This window comes from Streptomyces sp. NPDC048442 (assembly GCF_040651475.1).
Taxonomy (GTDB): Bacteria; Actinomycetota; Actinomycetes; order Streptomycetales; family Streptomycetaceae; genus Streptomyces.
This window is the reverse complement of record NZ_JBEZKB010000019.1, coordinates 74,471-99,846: the sequence shown is the minus strand read 5'-3', so window position 1 is coordinate 99,846 and position 25,376 is coordinate 74,471. Positions and strand designations below refer to the sequence as shown.

General features: G+C 71.1%; 26 protein-coding genes. 7 read left to right on the top strand and 19 right to left on the bottom strand.

The features are described 5' to 3' along the window. Position 1 precedes the first annotated feature (1 nt). Positions 2 to 508, bottom strand: a complete 507-nt coding sequence (locus AB0D18_RS26390) for a YbjN domain-containing protein (RefSeq protein WP_362423351.1) — start codon at positions 506 to 508, stop codon at positions 2 to 4. Continuing rightward, positions 501 to 1,850 (bottom strand): D-inositol-3-phosphate glycosyltransferase, encoded by a 1,350-nt coding sequence (gene mshA / locus AB0D18_RS26385; RefSeq protein ID WP_362423348.1) that lies wholly within the window; start codon positions 1,848 to 1,850, stop codon positions 501 to 503. The genes AB0D18_RS26390 and mshA overlap by 8 nt, the downstream gene beginning before the upstream one ends. 180 nt (positions 1,851 to 2,030) lie before the next feature. Between mshA and AB0D18_RS26380 the strand changes: the two genes are divergently transcribed. From AB0D18_RS26380 to AB0D18_RS26370, 3 genes are all read left to right on the top strand, one after another. After that, a complete protein-coding gene (locus AB0D18_RS26380; RefSeq protein ID WP_362423345.1) occupies positions 2,031 to 2,879 on the top strand; it encodes a class I SAM-dependent methyltransferase in 849 nt (282 codons plus the stop codon). A gap of 362 nt (positions 2,880 to 3,241) precedes the next feature. Next, positions 3,242 to 4,255 (top strand): NlpC/P60 family protein, encoded by a 1,014-nt coding sequence (locus tag AB0D18_RS26375; RefSeq protein WP_362423342.1) that lies wholly within the window; start codon positions 3,242 to 3,244, stop codon positions 4,253 to 4,255. 273 nt (positions 4,256 to 4,528) lie between these two features. Then, positions 4,529 to 5,962 carry a fused response regulator/phosphatase gene (locus AB0D18_RS26370; protein ID WP_362423340.1) on the top strand — a complete coding sequence of 478 codons (1,434 nt, stop codon included), beginning with the start codon at positions 4,529 to 4,531 and terminating at the stop codon, positions 5,960 to 5,962. On the opposite strand, the gene AB0D18_RS26365 is transcribed toward AB0D18_RS26370, so the two are convergent. From AB0D18_RS26365 to AB0D18_RS26340, 6 genes are all read right to left on the bottom strand, one after another. Further along, a complete protein-coding gene (locus AB0D18_RS26365; RefSeq protein ID WP_362423337.1) occupies positions 5,944 to 6,285 on the bottom strand; it encodes a DUF2516 family protein in 342 nt (113 codons plus the stop codon). The two genes, AB0D18_RS26370 and AB0D18_RS26365, sit on opposite strands and share 19 nt — an antisense overlap. 124 nt (positions 6,286 to 6,409) lie before the next feature. Then, positions 6,410 to 6,961 (bottom strand): hypothetical protein, encoded by a 552-nt coding sequence (locus tag AB0D18_RS26360; RefSeq protein WP_362423334.1) that lies wholly within the window; start codon positions 6,959 to 6,961, stop codon positions 6,410 to 6,412. Positions 6,962 to 6,984: 23 nt separating this feature from the next. Continuing rightward, on the bottom strand, positions 6,985 to 7,452 hold the full coding sequence (locus tag AB0D18_RS26355) for a helix-turn-helix transcriptional regulator (protein ID WP_362423331.1): 468 nt from the start codon (positions 7,450 to 7,452) through the stop codon (positions 6,985 to 6,987). 104 nt (positions 7,453 to 7,556) lie between these two features. Beyond that, complete coding sequence (locus tag AB0D18_RS26350) at positions 7,557 to 8,870, bottom strand: replication-associated recombination protein A (protein WP_362423328.1); 1,314 nt, start codon at positions 8,868 to 8,870, stop codon at positions 7,557 to 7,559. Between the two features lie 102 nt (positions 8,871 to 8,972). Next, positions 8,973 to 9,344, bottom strand: coding sequence for an MmcQ/YjbR family DNA-binding protein (locus AB0D18_RS26345; protein WP_362423325.1), 372 nt, complete (start codon positions 9,342 to 9,344; stop codon positions 8,973 to 8,975). Next, a complete protein-coding gene (locus tag AB0D18_RS26340; RefSeq protein WP_362423322.1) occupies positions 9,341 to 9,736 on the bottom strand; it encodes an MmcQ/YjbR family DNA-binding protein in 396 nt (131 codons plus the stop codon). The genes AB0D18_RS26345 and AB0D18_RS26340 overlap by 4 nt, the downstream gene beginning before the upstream one ends. 131 nt (positions 9,737 to 9,867) lie before the next feature. Here AB0D18_RS26340 and AB0D18_RS26335 point away from each other — a divergent pair, with 131 nt between their 5' ends. Then, positions 9,868 to 10,788, top strand: coding sequence for an AraC family transcriptional regulator (locus AB0D18_RS26335; RefSeq protein WP_362423319.1), 921 nt, complete (start codon positions 9,868 to 9,870; stop codon positions 10,786 to 10,788). A 69-nt stretch (positions 10,789 to 10,857) separates the two neighbouring features. Here AB0D18_RS26335 and AB0D18_RS26330 read toward each other — a convergent pair whose 3' ends face one another. The 7 genes from AB0D18_RS26330 to AB0D18_RS26300 all read right to left on the bottom strand — a co-directional run bounded on the left by AB0D18_RS26330 (position 10,858) and on the right by AB0D18_RS26300 (position 20,017). Continuing rightward, a complete protein-coding gene (locus AB0D18_RS26330) occupies positions 10,858 to 11,850 on the bottom strand; it encodes an aldo/keto reductase (protein ID WP_362423316.1) in 993 nt (330 codons plus the stop codon). A 534-nt stretch (positions 11,851 to 12,384) separates the two neighbouring features. After that, positions 12,385 to 13,407: a zinc-binding dehydrogenase gene (locus AB0D18_RS26325; RefSeq protein WP_362423313.1), complete on the bottom strand. Its 1,023-nt coding sequence runs from the start codon at positions 13,405 to 13,407 to the stop codon at positions 12,385 to 12,387. Between the two features lie 77 nt (positions 13,408 to 13,484). Next, a complete protein-coding gene (locus tag AB0D18_RS26320) occupies positions 13,485 to 14,921 on the bottom strand; it encodes a carboxylesterase family protein (RefSeq protein ID WP_362423310.1) in 1,437 nt (478 codons plus the stop codon). Positions 14,922 to 15,288: 367 nt separating this feature from the next. After that, positions 15,289 to 15,912: a TetR family transcriptional regulator gene (locus AB0D18_RS26315; protein WP_362423307.1), complete on the bottom strand. Its 624-nt coding sequence runs from the start codon at positions 15,910 to 15,912 to the stop codon at positions 15,289 to 15,291. A gap of 448 nt (positions 15,913 to 16,360) precedes the next feature. Beyond that, the gene (gene rox, locus AB0D18_RS26310; protein WP_362423304.1) at positions 16,361 to 17,833 is read right to left on the bottom strand and encodes a rifampin monooxygenase; all 1,473 of its coding nucleotides are present in this window, start codon (positions 17,831 to 17,833) and stop codon (positions 16,361 to 16,363) included. A gap of 133 nt (positions 17,834 to 17,966) precedes the next feature. Further along, positions 17,967 to 18,671, bottom strand: a complete 705-nt coding sequence (locus AB0D18_RS26305) for a response regulator transcription factor (RefSeq protein WP_362423301.1) — start codon at positions 18,669 to 18,671, stop codon at positions 17,967 to 17,969. After that, positions 18,668 to 20,017 (bottom strand): histidine kinase, encoded by a 1,350-nt coding sequence (locus tag AB0D18_RS26300; RefSeq protein WP_362423298.1) that lies wholly within the window; start codon positions 20,015 to 20,017, stop codon positions 18,668 to 18,670. The genes AB0D18_RS26305 and AB0D18_RS26300 overlap by 4 nt, the downstream gene beginning before the upstream one ends. A 138-nt stretch (positions 20,018 to 20,155) precedes the next feature. Here AB0D18_RS26300 and AB0D18_RS26295 point away from each other — a divergent pair, with 138 nt between their 5' ends. Continuing rightward, positions 20,156 to 20,560: a DUF4190 domain-containing protein gene (locus AB0D18_RS26295; protein WP_362423295.1), complete on the top strand. Its 405-nt coding sequence runs from the start codon at positions 20,156 to 20,158 to the stop codon at positions 20,558 to 20,560. Between the two features lie 29 nt (positions 20,561 to 20,589). Here AB0D18_RS26295 and AB0D18_RS26290 read toward each other — a convergent pair whose 3' ends face one another. Together AB0D18_RS26290 and AB0D18_RS26285 are read right to left on the bottom strand one after the other, a co-directional pair. Then, complete coding sequence (locus AB0D18_RS26290; RefSeq protein WP_362423292.1) at positions 20,590 to 21,096, bottom strand: cupin domain-containing protein; 507 nt, start codon at positions 21,094 to 21,096, stop codon at positions 20,590 to 20,592. Positions 21,097 to 21,212: 116 nt separating this feature from the next. Continuing rightward, the gene (locus tag AB0D18_RS26285) at positions 21,213 to 21,668 is read right to left on the bottom strand and encodes a MerR family transcriptional regulator (protein ID WP_362423289.1); all 456 of its coding nucleotides are present in this window, start codon (positions 21,666 to 21,668) and stop codon (positions 21,213 to 21,215) included. 65 nt (positions 21,669 to 21,733) lie between these two features. Here AB0D18_RS26285 and AB0D18_RS26280 point away from each other — a divergent pair, with 65 nt between their 5' ends. Together AB0D18_RS26280 and AB0D18_RS26275 are read left to right on the top strand one after the other, a co-directional pair. Next, positions 21,734 to 23,038 carry an MFS transporter gene (locus AB0D18_RS26280; protein ID WP_362423286.1) on the top strand — a complete coding sequence of 435 codons (1,305 nt, stop codon included), beginning with the start codon at positions 21,734 to 21,736 and terminating at the stop codon, positions 23,036 to 23,038. Between the two features lie 24 nt (positions 23,039 to 23,062). Next, complete coding sequence (locus AB0D18_RS26275) at positions 23,063 to 23,701, top strand: histidine phosphatase family protein (protein ID WP_362423282.1); 639 nt, start codon at positions 23,063 to 23,065, stop codon at positions 23,699 to 23,701. 41 nt (positions 23,702 to 23,742) lie between these two features. On the opposite strand, the gene AB0D18_RS26270 is transcribed toward AB0D18_RS26275, so the two are convergent. Next, complete coding sequence (locus AB0D18_RS26270) at positions 23,743 to 24,381, bottom strand: TetR family transcriptional regulator (protein WP_362423279.1); 639 nt, start codon at positions 24,379 to 24,381, stop codon at positions 23,743 to 23,745. Beyond that, positions 24,378 to 25,238: a TetR/AcrR family transcriptional regulator gene (locus tag AB0D18_RS26265; protein WP_362423276.1), complete on the bottom strand. Its 861-nt coding sequence runs from the start codon at positions 25,236 to 25,238 to the stop codon at positions 24,378 to 24,380. Before AB0D18_RS26265 ends, AB0D18_RS26270 begins: the two co-directional genes overlap by 4 nt. Positions 25,239 to 25,376: the final 138 nt, after the last annotated feature.

Sequence of the window (25,376 nt, the reverse complement as noted above, 5' to 3'; positions counted from 1 at the left end):
GTCAGTCGCGCGGCTTCGTCAGGTGCGCGAAGGCGTCCAGGTTGCGGGTGGACTCGCCGCGCGAGACGCGCCAGGCGTACTCCTTGCGGATGGCGGTGGCGAAGCCCAGCTCCAGGAGGGTGTTGAAGCTGCCGTCGGCCGCCTCCAGGACGGAGCCGAGGAGGCGGTCGATCTCGTCGGGGGTGACGGCCGCCAGGGGCAGCTTTCCGGCGAGGTAGACGTCGCCGAGGGAGTCGATCGCGTAACTCACCCCGTACAGGCGCAGGTTGCGCTCCAGGAGCCAGCGGTGGACGGCCTCGTGGTTCTCGTCGGGGTGGCGGATCACGAAGGCGTTCAGCGAGAGCGAGTGCTGTCCGAGGATCAGGGAGACCGTGGTGGACAGCTTGCGGGTGCCGGGGAGCTTGACCACGTAGGAGCCCGGCCGGGGGCTCTCCCACTCCAGCTCGGCCTCTTTGAGGGTCGCTTCGAGGGTGTCCCGTGCGTCAACAGTGCGCGCCGTGTCAGCCATGGTGCGAGCGTACTTGGCGGCGGTGTTCGTGCATCGCCGCGGTGTAGACGTCCGCGGTGGCCGACGCTGCGGTGTCCCAGCCGAAGGCCTGGGCGTGTCGGGCGGCTGCCGCACCCATGCTGCTCACGAGTGCGGGGTGGTCGATGAAGCGGCGCAGGGCGCATGCGTACGCGGCCGGGTCGTGCCCCTCCACGAGGAAGCCGGTCGACCCGTCCCGTACGGCGACGGGCAGGCCTCCGACGGCTGCGGCGACGACCGGTGTGCCGGTGGCCTCCGCCTCGATGGCGACGAGCCCGAAGGACTCGCTGTAGGACGGCATGACGAGGACGGAAGCGGCGCGGAACCAGTCGGCGAGGCGGTCCTGGCCGACCGGCGGGCGGAAGCGGACGACGTCGGCGATGCCGAGGCGGGCGGCAAGCTTCTGGAGCTTCTCCGGCTTGGCCATGCCGGAGCCGCTGGGGCCGCCGACGATCGGCACGACCAGCTTCGTACGGAGCGAGGGGTCGTCGGCGAGGAGGACGGCGACGGCGCGCAGCAGGATGTCGGGGGCCTTGAGGGGCTGGATGCGGCCGGCGAAGAGCGGTACGAACGCCTCTTGAGGCAGCCCGAGCCGGTCGCGGGCGGCGGCGCGCCCGTCGGCCGGACGGAAGCGTTCCAGGTTCACGCCGGGGTGGACGACGGCGACCCGGCCGGGGTCGGCCTCGTAGAAGCGGACCAGCTCGTCGGCCTCCTCGGCGGTGTTCGCGATGAGGCGGTCGGCGGCGCGGACGATCTGGGTCTCGCCGATGACGCGGGCGGCGGGCTCCGGGGTGTCGCCCTCGGCGAGGGAGGCGTTCTTGACCTTGGCCATGGTGTGCATGGCATGGACGAGGGGGACGCCCCAGCGGTCGGCGGCGAGCCAGCCGACGTGGCCGGAGAGCCAGTAGTGGGAGTGGACCAGGTCGTAGTAGCCGGGGCGCTGTCCGGCCCAGGCCTGCATCACGCCGTGGGTGAAGGCACAGAGCTGGGCGGGCAGCTCCTCCTTGGCAAGGCCCTCGTACGGCCCGGCGTCTATGTGGCGCACCAGGACGCCGGGGGCGAGCTCCACGCTCGGGGGCAGGCCGCCGGTGGTGGCCCTGGTGAAGATCTCCACCTCTATGTTGATCGCGGCGAGCCGCTTGGCGAGCTCGACGATGTAGACGTTCATGCCGCCCGCGTCGCCGGTGCCGGGCTGGTGCAGCGGCGAGGTGTGCACGCTGAGCATGGCGATACGGCGGGGCTTGCGGGCTGCGCCGGGGAGGCGGAGGCGGGGCGGGGCCGCCGCGGCCAGTGTGCCGGTGAGTCGGGAGACGTACTGGCTCACGTCGACGGTCCTCCTCGACTGATGCGGAGACATCTGCTCGCAGGCAGGTTCTGGGCAGGGCTGAGCGGGGGCGGTGCGGCCTTCCGAAGGGGGAGAACAGTGGAATTCCGCGGTCCATTTCCGTTTTGCCAAATCATTACCCGGCGAACGGGTGCGCCCGGCGCCGCTTAGGCTCGTTCCATGGCCTCCCGCACCTCTTCCTCGCGCCCCGTCGGCGCCGTCACCCGCGGGACCACCAACCCGAACCGGCTGCGGCGGATGGACCGCTGGATCGCCGCCGTGCACGGCCCGGCGCTGCACCGTACGGAGGGTGCGGTCGCCGTCGACCTGGGGTACGGGGCCGCGCCGTGGACGGCGGTGGAGCTTCTCGGGCGGCTGCGGACGGCGGCGCCCGCCGTCGAAGTGACCGGTATTGAGATCGAGCCCGCACGGGTGGCCGGGGCGAAGCCGTTCGAGCGGCCGGGGCTGACCTTCCGGCACGGGGGCTTCGAGGTGCCCCTGGAGGGCGGCCGGCGGCCGATGCTGATCCGGGCGGCGAACGTACTTCGACAGTACGACGAGGAGCAGGTGGCCGCCGTCTGGGAACGGCTCTGCGACCGGCTGGCACCGGGCGGGCTCCTGGTGGAGGGGACCTGCGACGAGATCGGGCGGCGGCACGTGTGGGTGGCGCTGGGGGCGCGGGGCCCGCGAACGGTCACCTTCGCGACCCGGCTGGCCTCCCTCGACCGGCCGTCCGACCTGGCGGAGCGGCTGCCGAAGGCGCTGATCCACCGGAACGTGCCGGGCGAGCCGGTGCACGCGTTCCTGCGGGACTTCGACCGGGCGTGGGCGGCGGCCGCGCCGTACGCGTCGCTGGGCGCGCGACAGCGGTGGATCAGGGCCGCCCGGGACCTGTCGGCGGACTGGCCGCTGACCGGGCCGCACTCCCCCGCCGGGCATGCGGCCGCGGACGGGGAGCGGCGCTGGCGGCAGGGCGAGGTGACCGTGCGCTGGGAGGCGCTGGCCCCGCGGAACGCCTCGTACCGGTGACGGAAGACCACGTACCGGTGAACAAGGCAGGTCATTGCCGCGGTGGGCGGAATTCGGGGAACGGGAAATCGATCTCGTTCGTCGGAGGGGTGTGCAGGGAAGGGCCGGAAGGTTCTTGGGGGTTGTGAGGGGATGCTGTTTCCGCCTCTGTCGCTTTTGCGGGAGGCGTGGCAGCATCGCGCAAGCACCGCCAAGTTACTGACGGTAAATCAGATTCTGACTCGCTCCGGGGGGAGCTCGTGAACCGAAGCCGTAGTAGCCGCAGGGACCGCAGCAGTAGCACCCTTGGCAGCAGCCGTGGGCGCGGACGTGGGCGCAGCCGTGGGCTCAGCCTCACGACCGCCATAGCGCTGGTCTGCGCGTTGAGCGTGCTGGTGCTGCCGGGGCAGGCGTCCGCCGCCCCGGAGCCGCCGCCCGCGGCCGGGGGCGATGCCGACAAGAGCCTGAACGACGTACGAAGAGAAATCGACGCGCTGTACCGCAAGGCCGCGGTCGCCACCGACGCCTACAACCTGGCGGAGGATCAGACGCAGAACCAGTCCGGCGAGATCGTGAAGCTGGCCAAGTCGATCGTCTCGGGCGAGAACCGGATCAACACCCTCAAGGACCGCCTGGGCGCACAGGCCCGCGCGCAGTACCGGACGGGCGGGGTGCCGCAGAGCGCACAGCTGATGCTGAGCGGCGACCCGGACTTCTTCCTCCAGGGCGCCGGCCGGATGCAGCAGGGCCAGGCCGCGATCAAGGGGATGCTGGGCGAACTGACCAGGACCCAGGAGGACTTGCGGACGTACTCCCAGGACGCCGGCCGCGAGTGGCAGAAGCTGGAGGCCAACCGCAAGCGCAAGGAGAAGGCACAGAAGGAAGTCAAGAAGCAGATCGCCGCGGCGGAGACGCTGGAGGCCCGCCTGGAGAAGAAGGAGCGCACCCGGCTGCTGGAGCTGGAGCGCGATGAGCAGTACCGCTCGCAGACGACCTGGCTGAACTCCGGCGCGCTGAAGAACGGCGGCAGGGGCGGCGCGGCGGCGACGGCACAGGGCAAGCAGGCGGTGGCCTACGCGACGGACCAGATCGGTGATCCGTACGTATGGGGCGCGGAGGGACCCGACGCCTTCGACTGCTCGGGCCTCACCCAGCAGGCGTGGGCGTCGGCGAGCCGGGGGATACCGCGGACGTCGCAGGAGCAGTGGCGGCTGCTGCCGAGGGTCTCGGTGGCGGACATGCGGCCCGGGGACCTGATCATCTACTTCTCGGACGCGAGCCATGTGGGGATGTACGTGGGCGACGGCGCGATCGTGCACGCACCGAGGCCGGGGCGGACTGTGACGATTGCGGGGGCGGGGTCCATGCCGATATTGGGTGTGGTGCGGCCGGGGTAGTGACGGGGGCCAGGGGCGGCCCTCGGACCCGAGCGGCGGGGGGTCGTGCGGGGGTGATCTTTGTCATGGGGTGTGGGGCGGGGGGAGCGTGCCGGATCCGTGGTGGGACGCGGCTTATGCCTGGCCGGGGGCGGTGAAGACGGTCGGCATATGACCGGTGCGGAATCGTGAACGGCATTCCGTTGCGGCGCCCGGTACCGCTAAGGTCCCCGTTTGGCGGGGCGTCGTTCGGCGTCCCACCGCGCCCTCGGGGGGAGGGAAGGAACCGAACCGATGCCCGTACCCATACCGCGGCAGAGAGTAGTGCCCGCCGTGGAAAGCGGTCAGGCCGGCCCTCAGCACACCGCGCCCCAGCAGCCGACCGACCTCACGCTGCTGGTGATCGAGAACGATCCGGCGGATGCCTTCGCCGTGCCGGACCTGCTCGAATCCGCAGGCGGTCCCCGCGTCCGTGTCCGCACCGCCCGCAACCTCACCGAGGCCGGCCGGCTGCTCACCGACGACGTGCACTGCATCCTGCTCGACCTGGCGCTGCCGGGCTGCGGCACCTGCGCGGAGTGCCGCGAGGACAGCGAGAACGGCGACGGGAGCGGCGACGGCGGCAGTCCGCTGGGTGCGCTCCGCGACGTACTGCGGATGGCGCCCCATCACGCCGTGCTGGCGCTGACCCCGCCCGACCGGGCCGAGCACGCCGCCGAGGCGGTCCGGGCGGGCGCCCAGGACTTCCTGTTCCGCGACGAGCTGGACGGCCGGCTGCTGAGCCGCGCCATCCGGTACGCGGTGGAGCGCAAGCGCGCCGACACCGCCTCGTACAAACTGGCCGAGTCCCGGCTGCACGCCCAGGAGAACGCCCGGCTGGAGCGCGGTCTGCTTCCGACGCCGCTGCTGGACGGGTCGGACCTGAAGTTCGCGTCGCGTTACCGCCCCGGCCGCTCCCGCGCGCTGCTCGGCGGCGACTTCTACGACACGGTCCGCACTCCGGACGGCACCGTCCACGCGATGATCGGCGACGTCTGCGGCCACGGCCCCGACGAGGCCGCCCTCGGTGTGGAACTGCGCATCGCCTGGCGGGCGTTGACCTTCGCCGGCCTGTGCGGGGACGAGCTGCTCTCCACCCTCCAGCGCGTTCTGGAGCACGAGCGGGAGAGCGAGGAGATCTTCGCGACGCTCTGCACGGTCGACATCGCACCGGACGGCCGCCGCGCCGGCCTGTGCCTGGCCGGTCACCCGGCCCCGCTGATCGCCCGCAGGGGACAGCTCGCCCAGCTCATGCCGTACGCCGACGGCGGCCCGGCCCTCGGCCTGCTGCCGCGTGCCCGCTGGCCGCGTCAGCAGGTCGAACTGGGCGGTGCCTGGAGCCTGTTGATGTACACGGACGGTCTGATCGAGGGCCGGATCGCCGGAGCGGACGGCACCGGCAGCCCCGGCAGGCTCGGCCAGGACGGCATGGTCGCGATGGTCAACCGTCTGCTGTCCGAGGGGCTGCGCGGCGAGGAGCTCCTGGAGGCCGCTGTCACGCGCGTACGCGAGCTGAACGGCGGCGAGCTGACGGACGACGTCGCCGTCCTCCTCCTCGACCGGGAGGCCAGCAGCCGGGAGGCCGGAAGCCGGGACGGCAACCGGGACGGCGGCCGGGACGGCGGTGGCGGAAAGACCAAGGACCGCGGCAGACCGTCGCGGCCCTCCGCTCAGCGCCCGCCGTTGTAGGGCCCGTACGGCCCGTCGCTGCTGCTGCCGCCGCGTCGGCCACCGCCGCCGCCGGACACCTGGCGCAGGGCGGGCCGTACGTCCACCAGGAAGACGATCGACGCGACCAGACCCGCGATCTGCAGGAACAGGATCGGCACCACCAGGTTCACGACGACGGTAATGCCGAGAATGACCAGCCAGAAGTTCTTGGACTGCTTGTCCGCGGCCCGGTACGCATCGCCACGCGCCGTCGCGGCCATGATCAGCGCGGCCACCGCCGTGACAAGGAAGACCAGACCGACCACGAACATCAGCCCGACATCGAATCCCTCACGCAACATACTGAGCACCGCCTCATCCGGTTCGACCGCCTCGTGACCGCCTTTGCCAAGGTACCGAAACGACGGACCGGACGCCCTTGCGGCGATCCGGCCCGTCGTGTCCCACGCACCTTCGTACGCGTGACTACTTCTCCTCGGCGGCCGGCGTCGTCTTCTTGGCCGCGGCCTTGCGCGCCGGGGCCTTCTTCGGCGCCGGGTCCGTCTTGGCCTCTGCGGCCTCGGACTCCGCGGGCTTCGGCTCCGGGTCCGGCTCGACCGCGACGGCGATCTCGTTGATCTCCTCGGCCACCTCGCCGCGCCAGCCCTTCACGGCCTGCTCGCCGTGCTCGGCGACCTTCTCGTACGTCTCACGGGCCTTGACCGCGTACTCGGCGGCCACGCCCACGCCCCGCAGCGCGAGGTCCTGGGCGGTCTCGCCCAGCTTCTTCAGGTCGGTGTCGAAGGAGCCGATCACCTCGGCGAACTTCGCCTGCAGGGTGGCCTGCGCCTCCTTGGCCTGCGAAGTCACCTTCTCCTGAACGGCCTTGGGGTCGGTCTGCCGCACCTTCTCGAAGCGCTCCGGCGCCTCGTCGGCGAACTTCTTGGCCTGCTGCACGGCGAGGTCCGCCGTACCGGCGACGAAGTAGAGGGGGGTCGGGTCGGCGAGGTTCTTACGCAGGTCATCGCTGATGGCCATAACTGTGGTCCTCCCGGATCGCATCAGTGTGAGGGTGGGACGGCATCACTGTCGGCATCGGGCACCGCGTTCGCGGAAGCCTCGCCGGTCGCGCTCTCTTGCACGCTCTGTTCCGTACTCTCCGCCGCGTTCTCCGCCGCGTTCTCCGCCGCGTTCTCCTTGCGGAAGGACTCGTAGATCTGGAGCAGCACCTGCTTCTGCCGCTCGTTGATCGACGGGTCGGCCAGGATGACGGCACGCGTCTCCAGGTCGTCCCGGTCCTTCTCGTCGAGGATTCCGGCCTGGACGTACAGCGTCTCCGCGGAGATCCGCAGCGCCTTGGCGAGCTGCTGCAGGATGTCCGCGCTCGGCTTGCGCAGGCCGCGCTCGATCTGGCTGAGGTACGGATTGGACACCCCGGCGGCCTCGGCGAGCTGGCGCAGCGACAGCTGCGCGTTGCGCCGCTGCTCGCGCAGGTACTCCCCGAGATTGCCGACGTTCAGTGATGCCATGCCCCGATGGTGCACCCCCCTTGCTAACTTTTGCAAGCGCCTGCTTGCAAAAGTGCGCCACGCCACGTCAGCTCACGGCTCTGCCCGCTGCCCATACGTCCTCGTCAGTCGCTGCGCCTACGAGCGCGCAAGCCGGCCCAGTGGCGCAGGCGCTCCGATATCTGGGATTCGTAGCCGTTGCGGGTGGGCCGGTAGTACGTCTCGTGGTCCATGCCGTCGGGGAAGTAGTCGGCGCCGGAGAAGCCGTCGGTGGTGTCGGGGTCGTACTGATAGTCCTTGCCATAGCCGATGTCCTTCATCAGCCGGGTCGGGGCGTTGAGGATGTGGGCGGGCGGCATGAGTGAGCCGGTGCGGCGGGCGGCGGCGTGTGCGGTGTTGAAGCCGCGGTAGACGGCGATGGACTTGGGGGCGGTGGCGAGGTAGACGACGGCCTGGGCGATCGCCAACTCGCCCTCGGGGGAGCCGAGTCGCTCGTACACGTCCCAGGCGGCGAGGGCCTGCTGGATGGCGTGCGGGTCGGCGATGCCGATGTCTTCGCTCGCGAAGCGGACCAGGCGGCGGGCCACGAACAGGGGGTCCTCGCCGCCGTCGAGCATGCGGGCGAGCCAGTACAGGGCCGCGTCCGGGTCGGAGCCGCGCATCGACTTGTGGAGCGCGGAGATCAGGTTGTAGTGGCCCTCCTGCGCCTTGTCGTACAGCGGGGCGCGCTGCTGGATGTGGTGGGCGAGCGCGGCGGTGTCCAGGGGGAGCTCGACAGCGGGGAGGGCCTGGAGTTGTTCGGCGATGTTGAGGAGGTAGCGGCCGTCGCCGTCGGCCATGGCGATCAGGGCGCGGCGGGCGTCGTCGTTAAGGGGCAGCCGGTGGCCGGTGAGGTCCTCGGCGCGGTCGAGGAGTGTGGACAGGGCGGCTTCGTCGAGGCGCTTGAGGACGAGGACCTGGGTGCGGGAGAGGAGGGCGCCGTTGAGTTCGAAACTGGGGTTCTCGGTGGTGGCGCCGACCAGGGTGATCGTGCCGTCCTCGACGTAGGGGAGGAAGCTGTCCTGCTGGGCGCGGTTGAAGCGGTGGATCTCGTCGACGAACAGCAGGGTGCCCTGGCCGATGGTGCGCCGGCTGCGGGCGGCGGCGAAGACCTTGCGCAGCTCGGCCACGCCGGAGAAGGTGGCCGACACCGGTTCGAAAGCCAGGTTGCTGCCGTCCGCGAGGAGGCGGGCGATGGTCGTTTTCCCCACGCCGGGCGGTCCCCACAGGACGGCGGAGCCGAGGCGCTGCGACGCGACCATGCGGCCCAGCGGGGCGTCCGGAGCCAGCAGATGGTCCTGCCCGACGACGTCTTCCAGCCGGGTGGGGCGCAGGCGGTCGGCCAGTGGCCGGGCGGGCTCCTCGTCGAAGAGCGGCAGGGTCGCTTCGGTCGGTTCCATCGGTCTCTCGGATCGCGGGCGGGCTGTGCGGGCTGTGCGGGCTGTGCACGGGGCACTGACAGGCGCGGGCTCAGCGGCTCGTGGGCGTGCTTGCGGTGCGCATCAGGTACAGGGACGGGGGCGGTCACGTTGCGGCAGCCGCGCGACGGCCAGGTCGTAGGAATCCTCGACTGCGTTCGTGACCAACCGCTTGGTGATGCCGGGGCCTGGTCCGAGCGAGATCCAGTGCCGTTTGTCCAGGTAGCGGCCCGGTGTGATCGAGGCGTAGCCGTGCACGTGCGCGCGGGCGTGTTCGGGTTCGCACTTGACCGTGATGATCTGTTCGTCCGGGTCGTCAGTGACGATCAGGAACACCTTGCCCGCGACCTTGTACACGTCCAGGTGCTCGGTGAACGGGTAACCGTGGTCCGTCCCGGGCAGAGCGAGGGCGGCCTCGCGTGCCGCGCCCTGAAGGCGGTCTCCGGCCGCGGTCACCGGGCCGACTTCGCGTGGCTGCCGTAGGTGTGCGGGTCGACGGGCCGCTCGGCCTTGGGCAGGTGGGCGACGACCAGCAGGTAGGACTCGGTGACGAGTTCGCGGACGAGGCCCTTGTCGACGGTGTCGCCGCCCTCCAGGGTGATCCAGTGCTTCTTGTTCATGTGGTAGCCGGGGGTGATGTGGCTGTTCTCGTCCCGCAGCGCACGGGCTTCGCCGGGGTCCGACTTGAGGATCACGACGGGACGGCCGGGAACCTCGGTCATCAGCATGAACACCTTGCCGCGCACCTTGAAGACCTGCCAGTCGTCGCCGAAGGGGTGGTCGAGCTCGGCTCCGGGGAGTTCCTCGGCGCAGTCGGCGGCGGTCTTGTGCAGGGTCTTTCCGTTCATGGCTTCGTACTCCTCGCGGGGGTGGGGATGCCGGCAGGGGCGCCCGGTGACGGCGGACTGTGCACGCCTGCGCGGCGGCTCCTGCCATCCTCACCTGGAAACCGGCAAATCGGACGGTAGGCTGCGGACACATGATGGTCAGTGGACGACAGCCCGAACCGGGCAGCGTGCGGTTGTACGGCTTCCAGCCCCCGGTCGGCACCCCCTTCGGCCTGGAGGTGACCACCGTCGAGGACTTCTTCGCCCAGCACGCGGACTGGCCGTGGAACCCGCCGGTCCCGGGCCGGGCCACCTTCCACTACCTCATCGCGGTCACCGAGGGCGAGCTGCTGCACGACGTCGACCACGTCACCCGGACCATCACCCCCGGCCAGTGGCTGTGGGTGCGCCCCGGGCACACGCAGTGCTGGCACCCGCCCGGCGCAGCCCGCGGCCCGTTCATCCTGTTCGAGCCGGATGTACTGCGGCCCGACATCGCCCGCCTGCTGGCCCCGCTCACCGCGCACGACGCCCCACCCGTACTGACCCCGCACCCCGACGACACCCTCTGGCTCCAGCAGACAGCACTCCAACTCCTCGACGAACACCGGGCGCTGGGGCATCGCCCGCTGGACACCCATCACGCGCTGCGGCGCAGCCTGCTCGAATCGCTGCTGCTGCGCCTCGCGAACTCACCGGACATCACCCGGGCCGTCCGCGCCGCCGCTCCCGGCACGTACGCACGATTCCTCGACGCCCTGGAGCTGCACTTCCGCGAGCTGCACCGGGCCGCTGAGTACGCCGAGTTGCTCGGCTGCTCGGTCCGCACCCTCAGCCGCGCCGCCCGGGAAACCACCGGTAAGGGGGTACGTGAACTCATCGACGAGCGGCGCCTGCTCGAAGCCCGGCGTCTGCTGGGAAGCGCCCGATGGGATGCCCGGACGGTGGCCGGCCACCTCGGCTTCACCGATCCCGCGAACTTCGGCCGCTTCTTCCGCGACCGCACCGGTCTCACCCCGGCCGCCTTCGCGGCCGACGAGACCACGACCCTCCCCCCGCCTCCACCTGCTTGAGGATCCCGAGCCCCCGCGTGCCGCCTTTGGCCGACGGACCCAGGCTCGCACGCGCGGGTGCCGGCACGGTCAGTCTGTGGTGAAGCTGGACAGCACCGCGGCCGGGAGGCGGCTGCCCGCCGAGCCGTGGGGAAGGATCTCCGTGATGCGGGCCAGATCGGCGGCGGAGAGCTGAACGTCGACGGCGCCGGCGTTCTCCTCGACGCGCTTGGTGCTGCGGGTGCCGGGAATGGGCGCGATGTCCTCGCCCTGGGCGAGCAGCCAGGCCAGCGCGAGCTGGGCGGTGGTGATCCCCTTGGTGCCGGCCAGATCCTTGAGCTGTTCGGTGGCGTGCAGGTTGTACGTGTAGTTCTCGCCCTGCCAGCGCTCGTCCCAGCTGCGCATGTCGTCCGCGGCGTACTCGCTGGCGGGCTTGACCTGGCCGGTGAGGAAGCCGCGACCGAGCGGCGAGTAGGGCACCAGGCCGATGCCGAGTTCCCGCAGAACGGGAAGGATCTCCTCCTCGACCTCCCGCTCGAAGAGCGAGTACTCGTACTGGAGCACGGAGACCGGGGTGACGGCGTGGGCGCGGCGGATGTACTGAGGGCCGACGTTGCTCAGGCCGAAGTACTTCACCTTGCCTTCGGTGATCAGTTCGCCGACCGCGCCGGCGACCTCCTCGACCGGAATGTCGGGGTCGGAGATGTGCTGGTAGAAGAGGTCGATGTGGTCGCTCTGCAGGTAGCGCAGACTGTTCTCGGCGACCTTGCGGATGTTTTCCGGGCGGCTGTCGAAGGCGGGGCTGGTCACCGGGGCGGTCATGTCGAAGCCGAACTTGGTGGCAAGGACCACCTCCTCGCGGAAGTCTTTGACCGCCTCGCCCAGGAGCAGCTCGTTGCTGCCGGTACCGGCGCCGTACAGCTCGGCGGTGTCGAAGAAGTCGATCCCGAGTTCGTGGGCGCGGCGGATGGTCGCGATGCCCTCGTCGTCGTTCGAGGCGCCGTAGGCCATGGACATGCCCATGGTCCCCAGGCCGAGCGCCGAGACGCGCAGACCCTGAGAGCCCAGATTGCGGTGCTGCATGAGTTCACTCCCTGAGTGGTTCGCCGGCTCCACCCGCAAGGGTCAAACCGAACTGTTCTGTTTGAGTCTACGTACCGATCACCCGGATGCCAAACCAAACGGTTTGGTGTTCAATTCCGGGACCGTGCCCCAGTCCCGCGACTCCGGCCAGAGCGCATCTTCCCGTCCTGGAAGCGGAAGACCGGCGCGCCTTCCGGCCCGGGTACCTGGCGCTCCTCCACCCGCACCCTGCCGCCCGCCGTCAGAGCCTGCGCATCCAACGCGGGGGAACCCGCGGCGATCTGCCGTCGGATCTCCCGCAGGGTCTTGTCCGTCAGGGTTGGAAAGACAGCGCCCCGCGCCTCCTCGACGGGCGCGAGCTCCGGGTCCAACGGAGGCCGGCTGGTCGTGGCATCGAAAATGCCTGCTGCTGTCTGGTCCGCCATCTGTTCTCACCTTCGGAAACAACGGGCACCACCGACGCTCACCGCCGGGCTGAGGCACCCACTGCGCACGAATGTGTGCGATGGCCTTGTCGCGTCCTGCGATCAGGTCTCAGTCGTCCAGGACGACGACGTGCTTGCCCGGCGTGGCGCCGGATTCGAGGTCGGCCTGGGCGTCGCGGACCTGTTCCAGGCCGTGGTAGACCTTCGCGACCGGGACGTTGAGACGTCCGGCGGCGATGGCCTGCAGCTGGTGGGCGAAGACGTCGGCCGGGAGGTCGGCGGCCTCACCGCCGTAGGACGTCAGCCGCACCCCGCCCGGGATCATGAACGGGCTGAAGTCGGGGATCGTCCACTGGCCCGCCAGGGCTCCGGTGAAGCAGACGGTGCCGTGGCGGCGGACGGCGTTGAGGGTGTCGGCGAGGGCCGAGCAGCCCACCAGTTCCAGTGCGGCGTCGACGCCGTCCGGCATCAGCTCGCGCACCTGGTCGGCGATCGTGCCGCTGTCGACGAGGGGGTGGTCAACGCCCGCCGCCCGCAGTTCCCTGGCCCTCGCCGGGGTGCGGGTGGTGGACAGCACGGTCGCTCCGAGGTCCTTCGCGATCCCCGCCGCGCTCAGCCCGACCGTGGAGGTGCCGCCGCGGATCAGCAGCGTCTGCCCGGCCTTGAGGTCCAGGCCGCGGGTGAGGGATCCGTAGGCGGTCTGGAACATCTCCGGCAGCGCCCCGACCACGTCCCACGGCAGGCCGGTCTCGAACGGGATGACCTGCGCCGCGGGGACAGTCACGTACTGGGCGTAGGCGCCGTCGTAGGCGCGGCCCATGTCGCCCATCATCGTGGCCACCTGCTGCCCCGGCCGCAGCCCGCTGGCCTCGTCGGCCTCGTCGACCACGCCGACGCCCTCGATGCCGGGAACACGCGGGTAGGTGACCACCGCGTCCGACTCTCCCTTGCGGGTGGTGACCTCGGATTCGTTGACGCCGAACGCCTTGACCTTGATCCGCACCCAGCCGGGCTGGCGGACGGGCACCGGGACGTCCTTGATCTCCAGTGCCTCCAGGCCGCCGGGCCGGGTGACGACGACGGCCCTCATCGTCGCCGGTGCGGCGTCGCCGACTGCTGTCGATTGGCTCATGTCGAGTACCTCACTCCGTGTTGTCCCCTGCGTCGTCCGTATCCGCCCCCTGCGTCGTCCGTATCGCCCGCCGGCCGTCAGGGGCGGTCGATGCCCTCCCACAGGTCGAGGACCTGCTGGTAGTGGGCGGTGCCCTCGAAGGGAGAGTTGCCGACGGTTTCCGAGGTGGGCTTGTCCGTAACCGCGGGCCACAGACGGGAGTGCTCGCCGGTGGCGAAGTCGAGCACGATGTCGCGGATACGGGTGTCCCGCTCGGCCTGTTCGGCGCTGCGGCCCGGCTTTTCCTGGCCGACCAGCGCGTACATCTCGGTGCCGTGCACGGCGGGCGCGCCCTCGGCGGGGCCGATCAGGAGGAGATGGGCGTTGCCGCCCGCGGCGGCGTGGGCCAGGGCCCCGCGGGCTGCGGGGATCGCGAAGAGGTAGTCCGCCATGACCGCGGCGCGGACCTCGGCCGGGGTACAGCCGCCCTGGTCGTAGGCGTCGACGATCTTCTGCGCGCGGGAGCGGGAAATGCGCCACCCCGCGACCTCGTCGACGACGCGGTCGACGGTGCCCGGGTCGAACCGGTCGAGGTCGTTCGCCACCCACCAGCCCATGTCGTCGCTGGCCATGCTCAACAGGATGTCGACGTCACGGTGCGCGCCCGAGGCCAGGACGTCCATGGGGTGGGCGTGCACCACCGCACCGGGCTGCCCGAGGTCCAGGACGACGCCGGTGGCCTTGTTGTCCACCCCGCCGCGGACTCCGAGGTCCGTCGGGGCGACCTTGCGCAGGGCGTCCCGCAGGGTGAGCGGGTCCAGGTCCAGCAGCTTCTCCGGGTTGTCCGCGACGCCGAGTTCGGTGACGAACAGGTGGGCGAGTTCCTCGGCCCACCAGGCCGGGATGGAGCGGGCGGGCCCGCCGGAGAACCCGGCCAGGCGCCGGTACAGGCCGTCGGCGGAAGAGGCGCCGAGCAGTCCGAGGGAGGAGTAGGCGCCGCCACTGTGGCCGTAGACGGTGACGTTGTCGGGGTCGCCGCCGAAGTGGGCGATGTTCCGCTGGATCCAGGTGAGCGCGGCAATGATGTCCTGGAGGAAGAGGTTGCTGGCCTCGGCGAGCTTCCCGCCGTACTGCGAGAGCGAGAGCGGACCCAGGGCGCCGAGGCGGTAGTTGATGGACACGCCCACCACGCGCCCCGTCGCGGCAAGACCGGCGGCGTTCGAGGTGATCTGGGTGTTCGCGCCGTACTCGAATCCGCCGCCGTGGATGTACACGGTCACCGGGAGCGCCTTGTCGGCCGGCTGCTCAGGAGCCCACACGTTCAGGTTCAGGCAGTCCTCGCCCATCCCGCTGTCCGCTTCCAGCCAATCCCCGCTGTCGGGCTGGATCGCGACGACGCCCTTCCGGTCGTACGGGAGACTCGGATCGAAGTCCGCAACCACGGGGCGGCGGTACCGCTCGGCGGTGGCGTACGGGATTCCCCACCAGGACCGCACCCCTGGTGCGGTCGGGGCCTTGGGAGCGGTGGCGGTCATGACATGTCCTTCCGGCGCGGTTCGGATGCTTCGCGCGGTGTCGGCGGCTGGTCGCTCGTGGTGACGCTCTCCCATCGTTCCCTGGGATCCGGCACATCGCCCGGTAGGCAGCGGTCACCCCATGGTCACCAGGTGACACTTCGCCGCGCCTCTTCCTCGCCATCCGCAGCTCCTGCGGCCCTCCCACCCCGGATGAATATCCGGATCCCGTCTGCGCGCTTGCCTCTCCGGATCATCGCGGGCCGCGGCCCGGGCGGAGTGCGCCTGGTCATCCCCGGCAGTCACGCCGCACTGGTGGCCGCGATCCGCATGGCGACGAGATGCCCCGGAAGAAGCGACCGGCCCGGTTCCCGCTGGACTGACGGGTTCAGCTCGTACGGGGGAACAGGCGCTCGACGGCGGTCACCAGGGCTGCGCGGCGTGCGTCGGCCGAGGTGTTCGTGGCGTACTCGGCCGCGGCGGCGGCGATCTCCGGCTGGCCCGCCCAGGTGGTGGCGATCTGATTGATCAGCGCGAGGACGTCGACCGGGTCCCAGCTCGGATCGAGCAGCCCGGTGCGCTGTGCGTCGCGGAGCTGGTCGATCTTGCGGGTGATGGTGGCCTGCAGGGGGCCGGCGTCGGGATCGGAGTCGGCCAGCTCCAGGCGGCCCCAGGTGATCAGGCGGTAGTGCTCCGGATGGGCCGTGAAATGGTCGAAGAGGATGCCGGCGTAACCGGGCAGGTCGGCGGTGTCGAGCCGGGTGGCCTCGACGAGGGCGGTCAGTTCCTGCTCGGCGACGTGCCGGTAGAGGGCCTCTTTACTGCTGAAGTAGGCGTAGACCCGTTCCTTGCTGGTCCGGGCCTGCTTGGCGAGCCGGTCCACGCGGGCGCCGGCGATCCCGTACCGGGCGAACTCCTCCTTGGCCGCGGCGATGATCCGCTGCCGGGTGTCGGCGGGTGCGCCGGCGGCAGTGGCGTCCGGGGTCTTGCTGGAGGCGGTGGAACGAGGCATGGAAATACCATACGTGACCGAACCGTTCGGTTTGGCAGGCGTTCGCCCAGGATCGGCCGGAGCTGCGGGGAACAGTGCCGAACCCGCCGCGGACGGCCTGTCCGGACAGCGCGCCGAGCGTGGACCGCACATGCGGCCGCACTCGGCCGCGACCACGTAGTGCCACCCGCAGGCCACCGCCACTTCATCGGCCGCCACCAACGTCTCCAGACCGGGCCGATGCCGCTGCTCCCGCCGCCAGGTGAACCCCCGCATCGGGCCACGGCCCGCCACCGGCACCTGCCCAAGGTGTCGGACCGGGCCCGTCACCTCGCCCCCCGCGTACTTCCACGTCCCGGTCCACCGGTCCGCCCAGCCGTCGGACAGATCCAGATGTCCCCAGGTAAGTCGCACGCCTCCTCTCCGGAGGAGCCTCTTCGAAGTTGGCGACAACATCAATCGCCTCACCTCACGCCGCCGCGGCTCCGAACCACCGGGGCAGGTGGGTGAGCAGCTCCTGCTGGTCGTCGCCGGCCCAGGCCACATGGCCGTCCGGGCGCAGCAGCACCGCCGGTGCGTCCAGTTCCTCACGGGGGTCGACGACGTCCACGACGCGGTCGACGCGGTCCGCCCAGCCCTCCACCGAGAGCCGGCCGGTCTGGTCGAGCAGCAGGCCCCGGCCGCCGCGCATCAGCTCGTAGAGGCGGCCCTCCTGCTTCAGCTGTACGTCCCGCAGTCGTCGGCCGACCAGTTCGTGACTCTCACCCGACTGGCCCTCGCCCGAGCCGAAGTCGTAGTGGATGTCGACCGCGGTGATGAGCCCGGTGACGTACCGGTTCACCTCCTCGAAGTCCATCAGCTTCGCGAACAGGCCGCGCAGCGCGGTCGCGCCCGGGTCGGTGCCGAGCAGGGTGATCTGCGCGCGGGTGTTGTCCAGCACGCGGGCGCCCACCGGGTGCCGTTCGGTGTGGTACGTGTCCAACAGCCCTTGCGGTGACCAGCCGTTGACCGCCGCGGCGAGCTTCCAGCCGAGGTTGAACGCGTCCTGCAGACCGAGGTTCATCCCCTGACCGCCGGTCGGCGGGTGGATGTGCGCGGCGTCGCCCGCCAGCAGTACGCGGCCGACCCGGTAGCGCTCCGCCTGCCGGGTGGCGTCGCCGAAGCGGGAGAGCCAGCGCGGCGAGTGCGCGCCGAAGTCGGTGCCCGCGAGCGCCCGCAGCTGCTTCTGGAAGTCCTCGATGACCGGCGGGGTCGTACGGTCCTCGGACACGCCGTCGGCGGGTACGACGAGCCGGTACACGCCGTCCCCCAACGGCTGCGCGCCGAACCGCAGTTGAGTCTTGCGGACCTCCTCGACGGCGGCGTTGATCGTCGCCTCGTCCGCGGTCAGCACCATCTCGCCGAGCATCGTCTCGATCGTGGCGGGCTCACCGGGGAAGTCGACGCCGATCTGCTTGCGCACCAGGCTGCGGCCGCCGTCGCACCCGACGAGGTAGCGCGAGCGCAGCTGCGTACCGTCCGCCAGGTCGACGGTCACCCCCTCGTCGTCCTGGCGCAGCGCGGTCACTTCGCAGCCGCGCCGGATCTCCGTGCCGAGCTCGACGGCGCGCTCGTGGAGCAGCCGTTCGGTGACCGGCTGCGGGGTGGCGACGCCGAACGGGTGCGCCGTGTCCAGCCGCTCGGGCCACGGCTTCATGATTCCGCCGAACAGGCCGCCGACCTGGAACTTCTCGCTGACCGCCAGGAACCGGTCCAGCAGCCCGCGCTGGTCCATCACCTCGGCGCTGCGCGTGTGCAGGCCCTGCCCGCGGCCCTCCTTGGTGGGCTCGGTCAGTTTCTCCAGTACGACCACCCGTACGCCGTGCAGCCGCAATTCGGCGGCCAGCATCAAGCCCGTAGGTCCGCCGCCCACCACGATCACGTCAGTCGTCAAAACGACCATCCCCCATGTCATTTCCGCAGGTCCTGGCTTTGGATCGCCCATGATGCGGTACGGCGGGGGCCTTGCCGCAAGCCCCCTGGTGGGCTATAAGTTGAGAGTGCGGAGAGGTGGTCACCTTCCCTCCTGGGCCAGTTCAGCCGGCGAATCCCGGCACCACCAGACCCGATTCGTACGCGATCACGACCGCGTGGGTCCTGTTCTGCGCACCGAGCTTGATCAGTACGTTCCCGACGTGCGTCTTCACCGTCTCCAGGCTCACCCTGAGCGCCGCCGCGATCTCCGGGTTGGACAGACCGGTGGCCATCAGCCGCAGCACCTCCTCCTCCCGCCCCGTCAGCGCGGCTCTGGGCAGCGCCTCGGCCGAGCCCAGCGGGCGGGCGGCGACCATCCGGCGCAGGGCCGCCGGGAAGAGGATCGCCTCCCCGGCCGCCACCACCCGTACCGCCTCGGCGATCTGCCGGACCGGGAGCCGCTTGAGTACGAATCCGCTGGCGCCCGCGCCGAGCGCGGCGGTGACGTAGCCGTCGTTCTCGAAGGTGGTGATCACCACGACCTTCGGCGGTTCGGACGGTTCATCCGACTCGGCCGACTTGGCTGGTTCGGCGAGGAGTTGACGGGTGGCCTCGATCCCGTTGAGGCGTGGCATCCGTACGTCCATCAGGACCACGTCGGGCCGCAGCAGCCGCGTCTGCTCCACCGCTTCGACGCCGTCGGCGGCCTCTCCGACCACCTCGATGCCCGGCTGCGCGGCGAGCAGCATGCGCAGACCGCTGCGGGTCACCTCGTCGTCGTCCGCGATCAGGAGTCTGACGGGGGCGGGGGAAAGGGCGTCGGTCATGCCGACAACCGGACCGGCAGCCGGACCGCCAGCTGCCAGCGCTGCGGCCCGTCCGGTCCCGCCTCGATCTCACCGTGCAGCAACCGCACGCGTTCGGCCAGGCCTGGCAGGCCGTGCCCGGACGTCGGGAAGACGCCCGGGTTCGTACGTACGCCTGGGCCGGCATTCGTACCACCGGAGTCCGTGTCCGTGTCCACGTCCGCGTCCGTGCCCGTACCACCGGCGTCCGCAGCCGTGCCCGCGCCCGTTCCGGCGTCCGTTCCTGCGTGCGTACCCGTACCCGTCCTGTTGACCACGCTGAGCTCCAGTCCGTCCGGTGCCGCCGCCACCCGGACCCTGATCGGACCGCCCGTCCCGTGCCGCAGCGCGTTCGTCAGCCCTTCCTGCAGGATCCGGTACGCGGCGCGGGAGAGTGTCCCCTGCACCTGCGCGAGCTCACCGGAAAGCTCCACCTCGACGACCGCGCCCGCGTGCCGCAACCGGTCGAGCAGCTCGGGCAGGTCGGCCAGGGTCCTGGTCGGTGCCGTCTCTGCCTTCTCCTCGCGCAGTACGCCCAGTACGTAGTCCAGGTCCTCCAGCGCGGCCCGCGCCGACTCCTCGATGCTGCGCAGCGCGGCCCGTGCCGCCACCGGGTCGGCGGAGAGCATCTCGCCCGCCACCGCCGCCTGGATCGTGGTCGCGGTCAGCGTGTGGCCGATGGAGTCGTGCAGCTCGTGGGCCAGCCGGTTGCGTGCGGCGAGGCGCTGCTCCCGCTCGGCCATCAGCGCGAGCCGCTCGGCCGACGAAGGGCCCAGCAGCCTCGGCGCCAGCCACCGCAGGGCGCCCGTCACCAGCACGCACACGACCGCCGCCAGCAGCAGGCACACGAGCCCCGCCACCCAGCTCTGCCAGCCTCCTTCGGACCGCAGCGACCAGCCGGACAGACTCAGCCCGGCCTCGGCACCGAGCCACCCCCCGGGCAGCGCGATCCCCATGAGGGTCAGCACCCCGCTCGTCAGCGCCCCCGTCCACCCCAGTGCCACGTGCAGCAGCAGCCAGAGGGGAGTCCGCCACCGGTCGGCGCCGGACGGCACGGCGGCAGGATCCGGCAGCGGGACCCTCAGCAGCCGGCGGGCGCACGCGATCAGCCCCCGCCGCACGGTGCGGGCCAGCCCGACCGCGCCGATCAGGGCCGCCCAGACCAGCAGGGTCAGCGCGCCCTGCACCCCGTACGGAGTGGTCTGCCACGCCATCGCCGGCAGCATCGCGAAGGCCAGGAGTGGAAGGCTCGCCAGCGCACCGAAGTAGGCGAGCAGCATCCCTGAGTACGTGGAGCCGCGCAGCAGCGGCCGGATTCCCCTCATCATGATTCGCCCAGTATGACTGTGCAGGTCAGCGCGGCCCTCCCCCGATCGGGGGAGTACTTTCTCCCGCCTTTCCGCGATGCGCGTCCGCGCCCCCGGAAGCCAGGATCGAGCCCTGACCTGTTGACCGGAGGACGGCTGATGAACGCACAGACCACGCGGATGAATACGCAAGGGACGCTGATGAATACGGAAGGGACGCTGATGAAAGCGCACGCCGGCAGGACCGGACTGGCCGGGACAGCCATGGTGCTGGGCATCATCGGCCTGAGCACCTCGGTCATCTTCATCGGCGGCCTGATCGGCGTCGTCGGCCTGGTCCTGGGCATCTTCGCCCTGGCCACGGCCGAACGAACCAGCAACGGCACCCGCCCCGGCCGGGGCAAGGCCCTCACCGCCGTGGTGACCTCCGCCCTCGCGATCGTGGTGTCCGTCCTGGTCGCGATCGCCTTGCTCTGGTACGCGAACAAGACGCAGGACTGCTACCGGCCCGACAGCTTCCAGCAGTACACGGAGTGCGTCCGCCACCAGCTCACCGGAGCCTGAGCCTGAGCCTGAGCCGAGAAGCAGTGCACTTACTTGGCAGTTGCGAGCGCCGCCTGCCAGACCGGGCTGTCGACGTAGTGGTTGTCGTAGAGCTCGGAGGAGTCCTTGATCTCCTGCGGGCTCGCCTCGCCGCGCATCACACGGCCGAGCAGCCGCAGGTAGTCGAAGCGGGGCATGCCGGGGGTGAAGACGAAGAGGACGTCGGCGACGGAGCCGGGGGCGGCGGCGAAGGCGTGCGGGGTGTGCGGCGGTACGAGGAGGAAGTCGCCCGCGTTCAGGGTCTGCACCTCGTCGTCGACGAGGACCTGGAGGGAGCCGCCGATGACGAAGAAGAGCTCCGAGGCGCGGGTGTGGAAGTGGGCGGGCGCGCCCACCGCGCCCTCCGCGAAGGTGGAGCGGTAGCTGGTGACCGTGGATCCCTCGGTGCCGCAGTCGGCGAGCAGGGTCATGACGCTGCTGGGGTCGCTGGTGGTCTCGGCGGTGGCGGCGCGGGTGAGGACGGGCTTCGCGGTGACGGGGGCGTTGTTGCTGGTCATGGGGGGAACTCCCTGCTTGCGGGTGGTGGTTCCGGCTGCTGCCGTTGCCTTGTGAGAACAACTCTAGGCAGCAGAAAGACCCTGCACAGGGTGCATTTACATGCTGATTGGATGGGTCAATTACGGGCCTGCTCCGGACGCGCCGACACCGGCTCCCGACGCGCCGCCACCGGCCCCGGACGCGCCGCCGTCGGCCCCGGACGCGCCGCCTCCACCTCCGGCCGCACCGCCTCCAGGTACTCCGCGATCGCGTCCCTGTTCCGCTGCATGCACTCCACGCGCGCCGACATGCGGTCCAGTTCCAGCTCCAGGGTGGCGAGCATTTCCGGGGTCGCGTCAGGGAAGTGGATGGTGCGGGGCTTGTCGAGGCACGGGAGGATCTGCCTGATGATCCGGGTCGGCAGGCCGGCGTCCAGCAGGCCGCGGATCTGGCCGACGCGGTCCACGAAGCGTTCGTCGTACTCGCGGTAGCCGTTCGCGGCCCGTTCGGCGGCGATGAGACCCTGCTCCTCGTAGTAACGCAGCATCCTGCGGGGCGTGTTGGTCCGCTCCGAGAGCTCACCGATGCGCATGTGACCCACCTCACTTTTGGCCGCGTTGACCTTCACATCAATGTGAGGGTTCGACCATACCCACCATGCGAACTCAACGCCCCACAGCCCGGGTTGAAACCCAGCACTACACGACCTCTACCGCTCCCACCGATCCCATCGCCCGGCTCCCCCTCGGCGCGCTCCTCGCCCTCGCCACCGCCGTCTTCATCACCAGCCTCACCGAGACCCTGCCCGCCGGGCTGCTCCCCGCGATGAGCTCCGACCTCGGCGTCAGCGAGTCCGCCACCGGCCAGACGGTCACTGTCTACGCGATCGGCACGGCTCTCACCGCGATCCCGCTGACCGCCGCGACCGCCGCCTGGCGCCGCAAGCGCCTGCTGCTGACGTCGATGGCGGGCTTCGCCGCGGCCAACACCGTCACCGCGCTCTCCTCCGACTACACCCTCACCATGGCGGCCCGCTTCGTCGCCGGTGTGGCAGCGGGTCTGGCCTGGGCGCTGCTCGCCGGGTACGCCCGCCGGCTGGCCCCCGTACACCTCCAGGGCAAGGCGATCGCCATCGCCATGGCGGGCATCCCCCTCGCGCTGTCGCTCGGCGTCCCGGCGGGCACCTTCCTCGGCAAGGCGGTCAACTGGCAGGTGGCGTTCCTGGTGATGACGGGCCTGACCTTCGCCCTGCTCGGCTGGATCGCGGCGATCGTCCCGGACTTCCCCGGACAGGCCCGCACCCCCAAGGTCACGGGAAGCACCCCCAAGGTCACGGGAAGCGCCCCCAAGGTCACGGAGAGAGCCAGGCCCCCCGGCCTGCTGAGCACCCTCCGCGTCCCCGGCGTGGCCCCGGTTCTCGCCGTCACGCTCGTCTTCGTCCTCGCGCACACCATCCTGTACACCTTCATCGCGACGTTCCTCGACGAGCTCGGCATGGGCGGCTCCATCGACCTCGTACTGCTCGTCTTCGGCGCCGCATCGCTGGTGAGCATCTGGGTGGTCGGCGCACAGATCAACCGCCGGATGCGCACCCTGATGATCGCCAGCACGCTCCTCGTCGCGGTCGCCGCCGCCCTGCTCGCCGTCCTCTCCGACAGCACCGCCATGGTGTACGCCGCCGTCACCCTGTGGGGCCTGGGCTGGGGAGGCGCACCGACCCTCCTGCAGACCGCCGCGGGCGACGCGGGCGGCGAACAGGCCGACGCCGCACAGGCCATGCTCGTCACCCTCTGGAACGCGGCGATGGCGGGCGGCGGAGTCGTCGGCGGCGTCCTGCTCGGCGCACTCGGCTCGACGTCCTTCCCGTGGAGCGTGCTGGCCCTCCTGATCCCGGTACTGCTGGTGGTCCTGGCCGCCCGCACCCACGGCTTCCCCAGCCGCCGTACGGAATCCGGCAGTTGAGCGGCGTGAACTACCCTCCCCTCCGTGATCACCACCGCCCCGCGCCACCTCTACATCGCCCGCCACGCCGAGGCCACTTCCGACGAGAGCGCCCTCACCGAGGCCGGCCGCCGCCAGGCCGTACTCCTCGGGGAGCGGCTGCGCGGCGTGCCGCTGGCCGCGATCCACCACGGGCCGCTGGACCGGGCCGCCGAGACCGCGCGGCTGGTGGCGGAGCAGCTGGGCCAGGACGTACGCCCGCGGATGAACGAGGCTGCCGGGGACTACGTACCGTACGAGCCGGTACGGGAGGAGCTGCCCGCCGGGACCGACGCCGACCGGTACCTCGACTTCGTCGCGAGCCAGCCGGCGAAGGCCCGGGAGAAAGGACCCCAACTCGCCGCCCGCGCAATGGAGTTGTTCACCGGTACGGTGGAGAGCCCGGACGGTCCTGAGACCCGGCACGAGCTGGTCGTCACCCACAACTTCCTCGCCGCGTGGTTCGTACGGGCCGCCCAGGACGCCCCCGAGTGGCGCTGGCTGGGCACCAACCTCGCGAACGCCGCGCTGACGGTGATCCGTTACGCGCCCGGCCGCCCCGCCTCCGTACTCGTCTTCAACGACATGAGCCACCTGCCCACCGAACTGCGCTGGACCGGCTACCCGCAGGAACTACACGTCTGACCGGCCCGCCGGCCCCAGCCCGTAGCCCGTGGCCCCAGCTCCTAACCCCGGGGCGTGTCCGCGATCCCGTCCCGCAGCTGGCGGAACGCGAATTCGGCCGCCGCCACCGCCCCCTCGTACAGGGCGTCCGCACTCTCGCCGTCCTCCTCGATCCGCCGCCAATTCTCCAGGGCGAGCACGCGGAGTACGACCCCGATCTGCCCGGCGGCGAGCCGCGCCGGTACGCCGTCCCCGAGGACCTCCCCGAGCGCGGTGGCCAGTGCCGCCTCCGAACGCCGCAGGTACGTGTGCAGCCGCGCCTCCAGGCTCGGCGTGCCGTACAACAGCCTCTGGTACGCGAGCACTTGGGCGTTGTCGCACAGCCCGGTGATCGGGTCCCGGGCCGCGAGGCCCGCCAGGAAGTGCCGCTCCAGCACGTCGAGCGGCGCGAGCCCGGCCTCCCGCCCGGCGCGCACCACCCGCGCCGACTCGTCCTCGTGGTCGGCGAACCGGTGCAGCGCGAGGTCCTCCTTCGCAGGGAAGTACCGGAACAGCGTCGGCTTCGACACCTCGGCGGCCGCCGCCACCTCGGCCACGGACACGGCGTCGAAGCCGCGTTCCAGGAAGAGCGCGATCGCCGCGTCGGAGATCGCCTCGTACGTCCGCCGCTTCTTCAGCTCCCGCAGACCGGTCCCACTCACTCCGCACCACCCTGCTGGCTCTGCTCGCCCTGCTCGCCCTGCTCGCCCTGCTCGTCCTGCTTGCCCCGCTCGCCCTGCTCGTCCGCGTGCTTCTTGCGCACCAACGCCTCGATCCCGTCCAGCAGCCTTTCCATCCCGAAGACGAACTCGTAGTCGGGGTCTTCGGGCGTGTCCAGCACGCCCGACTCCAGCATCCGCGTGACCGCCGGAAAGCGCTCGGCGTCGGCGAACCTGGCCAGCAGCTGCCCGTACCGTACGAGCGACTCCTCGGCCGTGATGCCGGCCTTGGCCTGGGCTTCGGCGAGGTCGGCCATCATGCCCACCTCGCTCCGTACGAACCCGCTGATCAGCAGAATCACCGAGATCCTGGATCCCTCGTCGAGCCCGGAGCCGTCGAGCGCCGACAGGCCGCGCTCCATCCAGGCGACGGAGTTCGGCGTCGCGGGCGGCCCGCCGACCGGGAGGCGCGTCGCCCACAGATGCCGCCGCGAGCCGTCCCGCAGCGCCCGCGCCCATGCGGTCAGCGCCTCGCGCCAGGGGGTGCCGGGGGCGGGCGGCGCGGGCGGCAGGCCCAGCGCCGCCTCCTGCATCAGTACGTACAGCTCGTCCTTGGCGGCGACGTACCGGTAGAGCGACATGGTGGAGACGCCGAGCTCCTTGGCGAGACGCCCCATGGAAACGGCCGCGAGCCCCTCCCCCGAAGCGATCCGCACGGCCGCACCCACGATCCGGTCGAGGTCGAGCCCGGGGCGCGGCCCCTTCCCGGGACGCTCCCGCAGCCCCCAGGCGACCTCGATGCTCGCGGGCAGATCGCCTCTCTGCCCGTCCGTCTGCTCACCCTGCTGCTCCTCGGCCACCACCGCCTCCTCCCGCTACGCTCCCGTCCGCTCACCCTTTGGCGGCCATCCTAGTTATGCGTAAGCCCTACGCAGTAGGGCGTATGTCATACGCAAAAGACTGCGAGGGGTGCCCCGTGCCGGCGATCGAAGCGACCG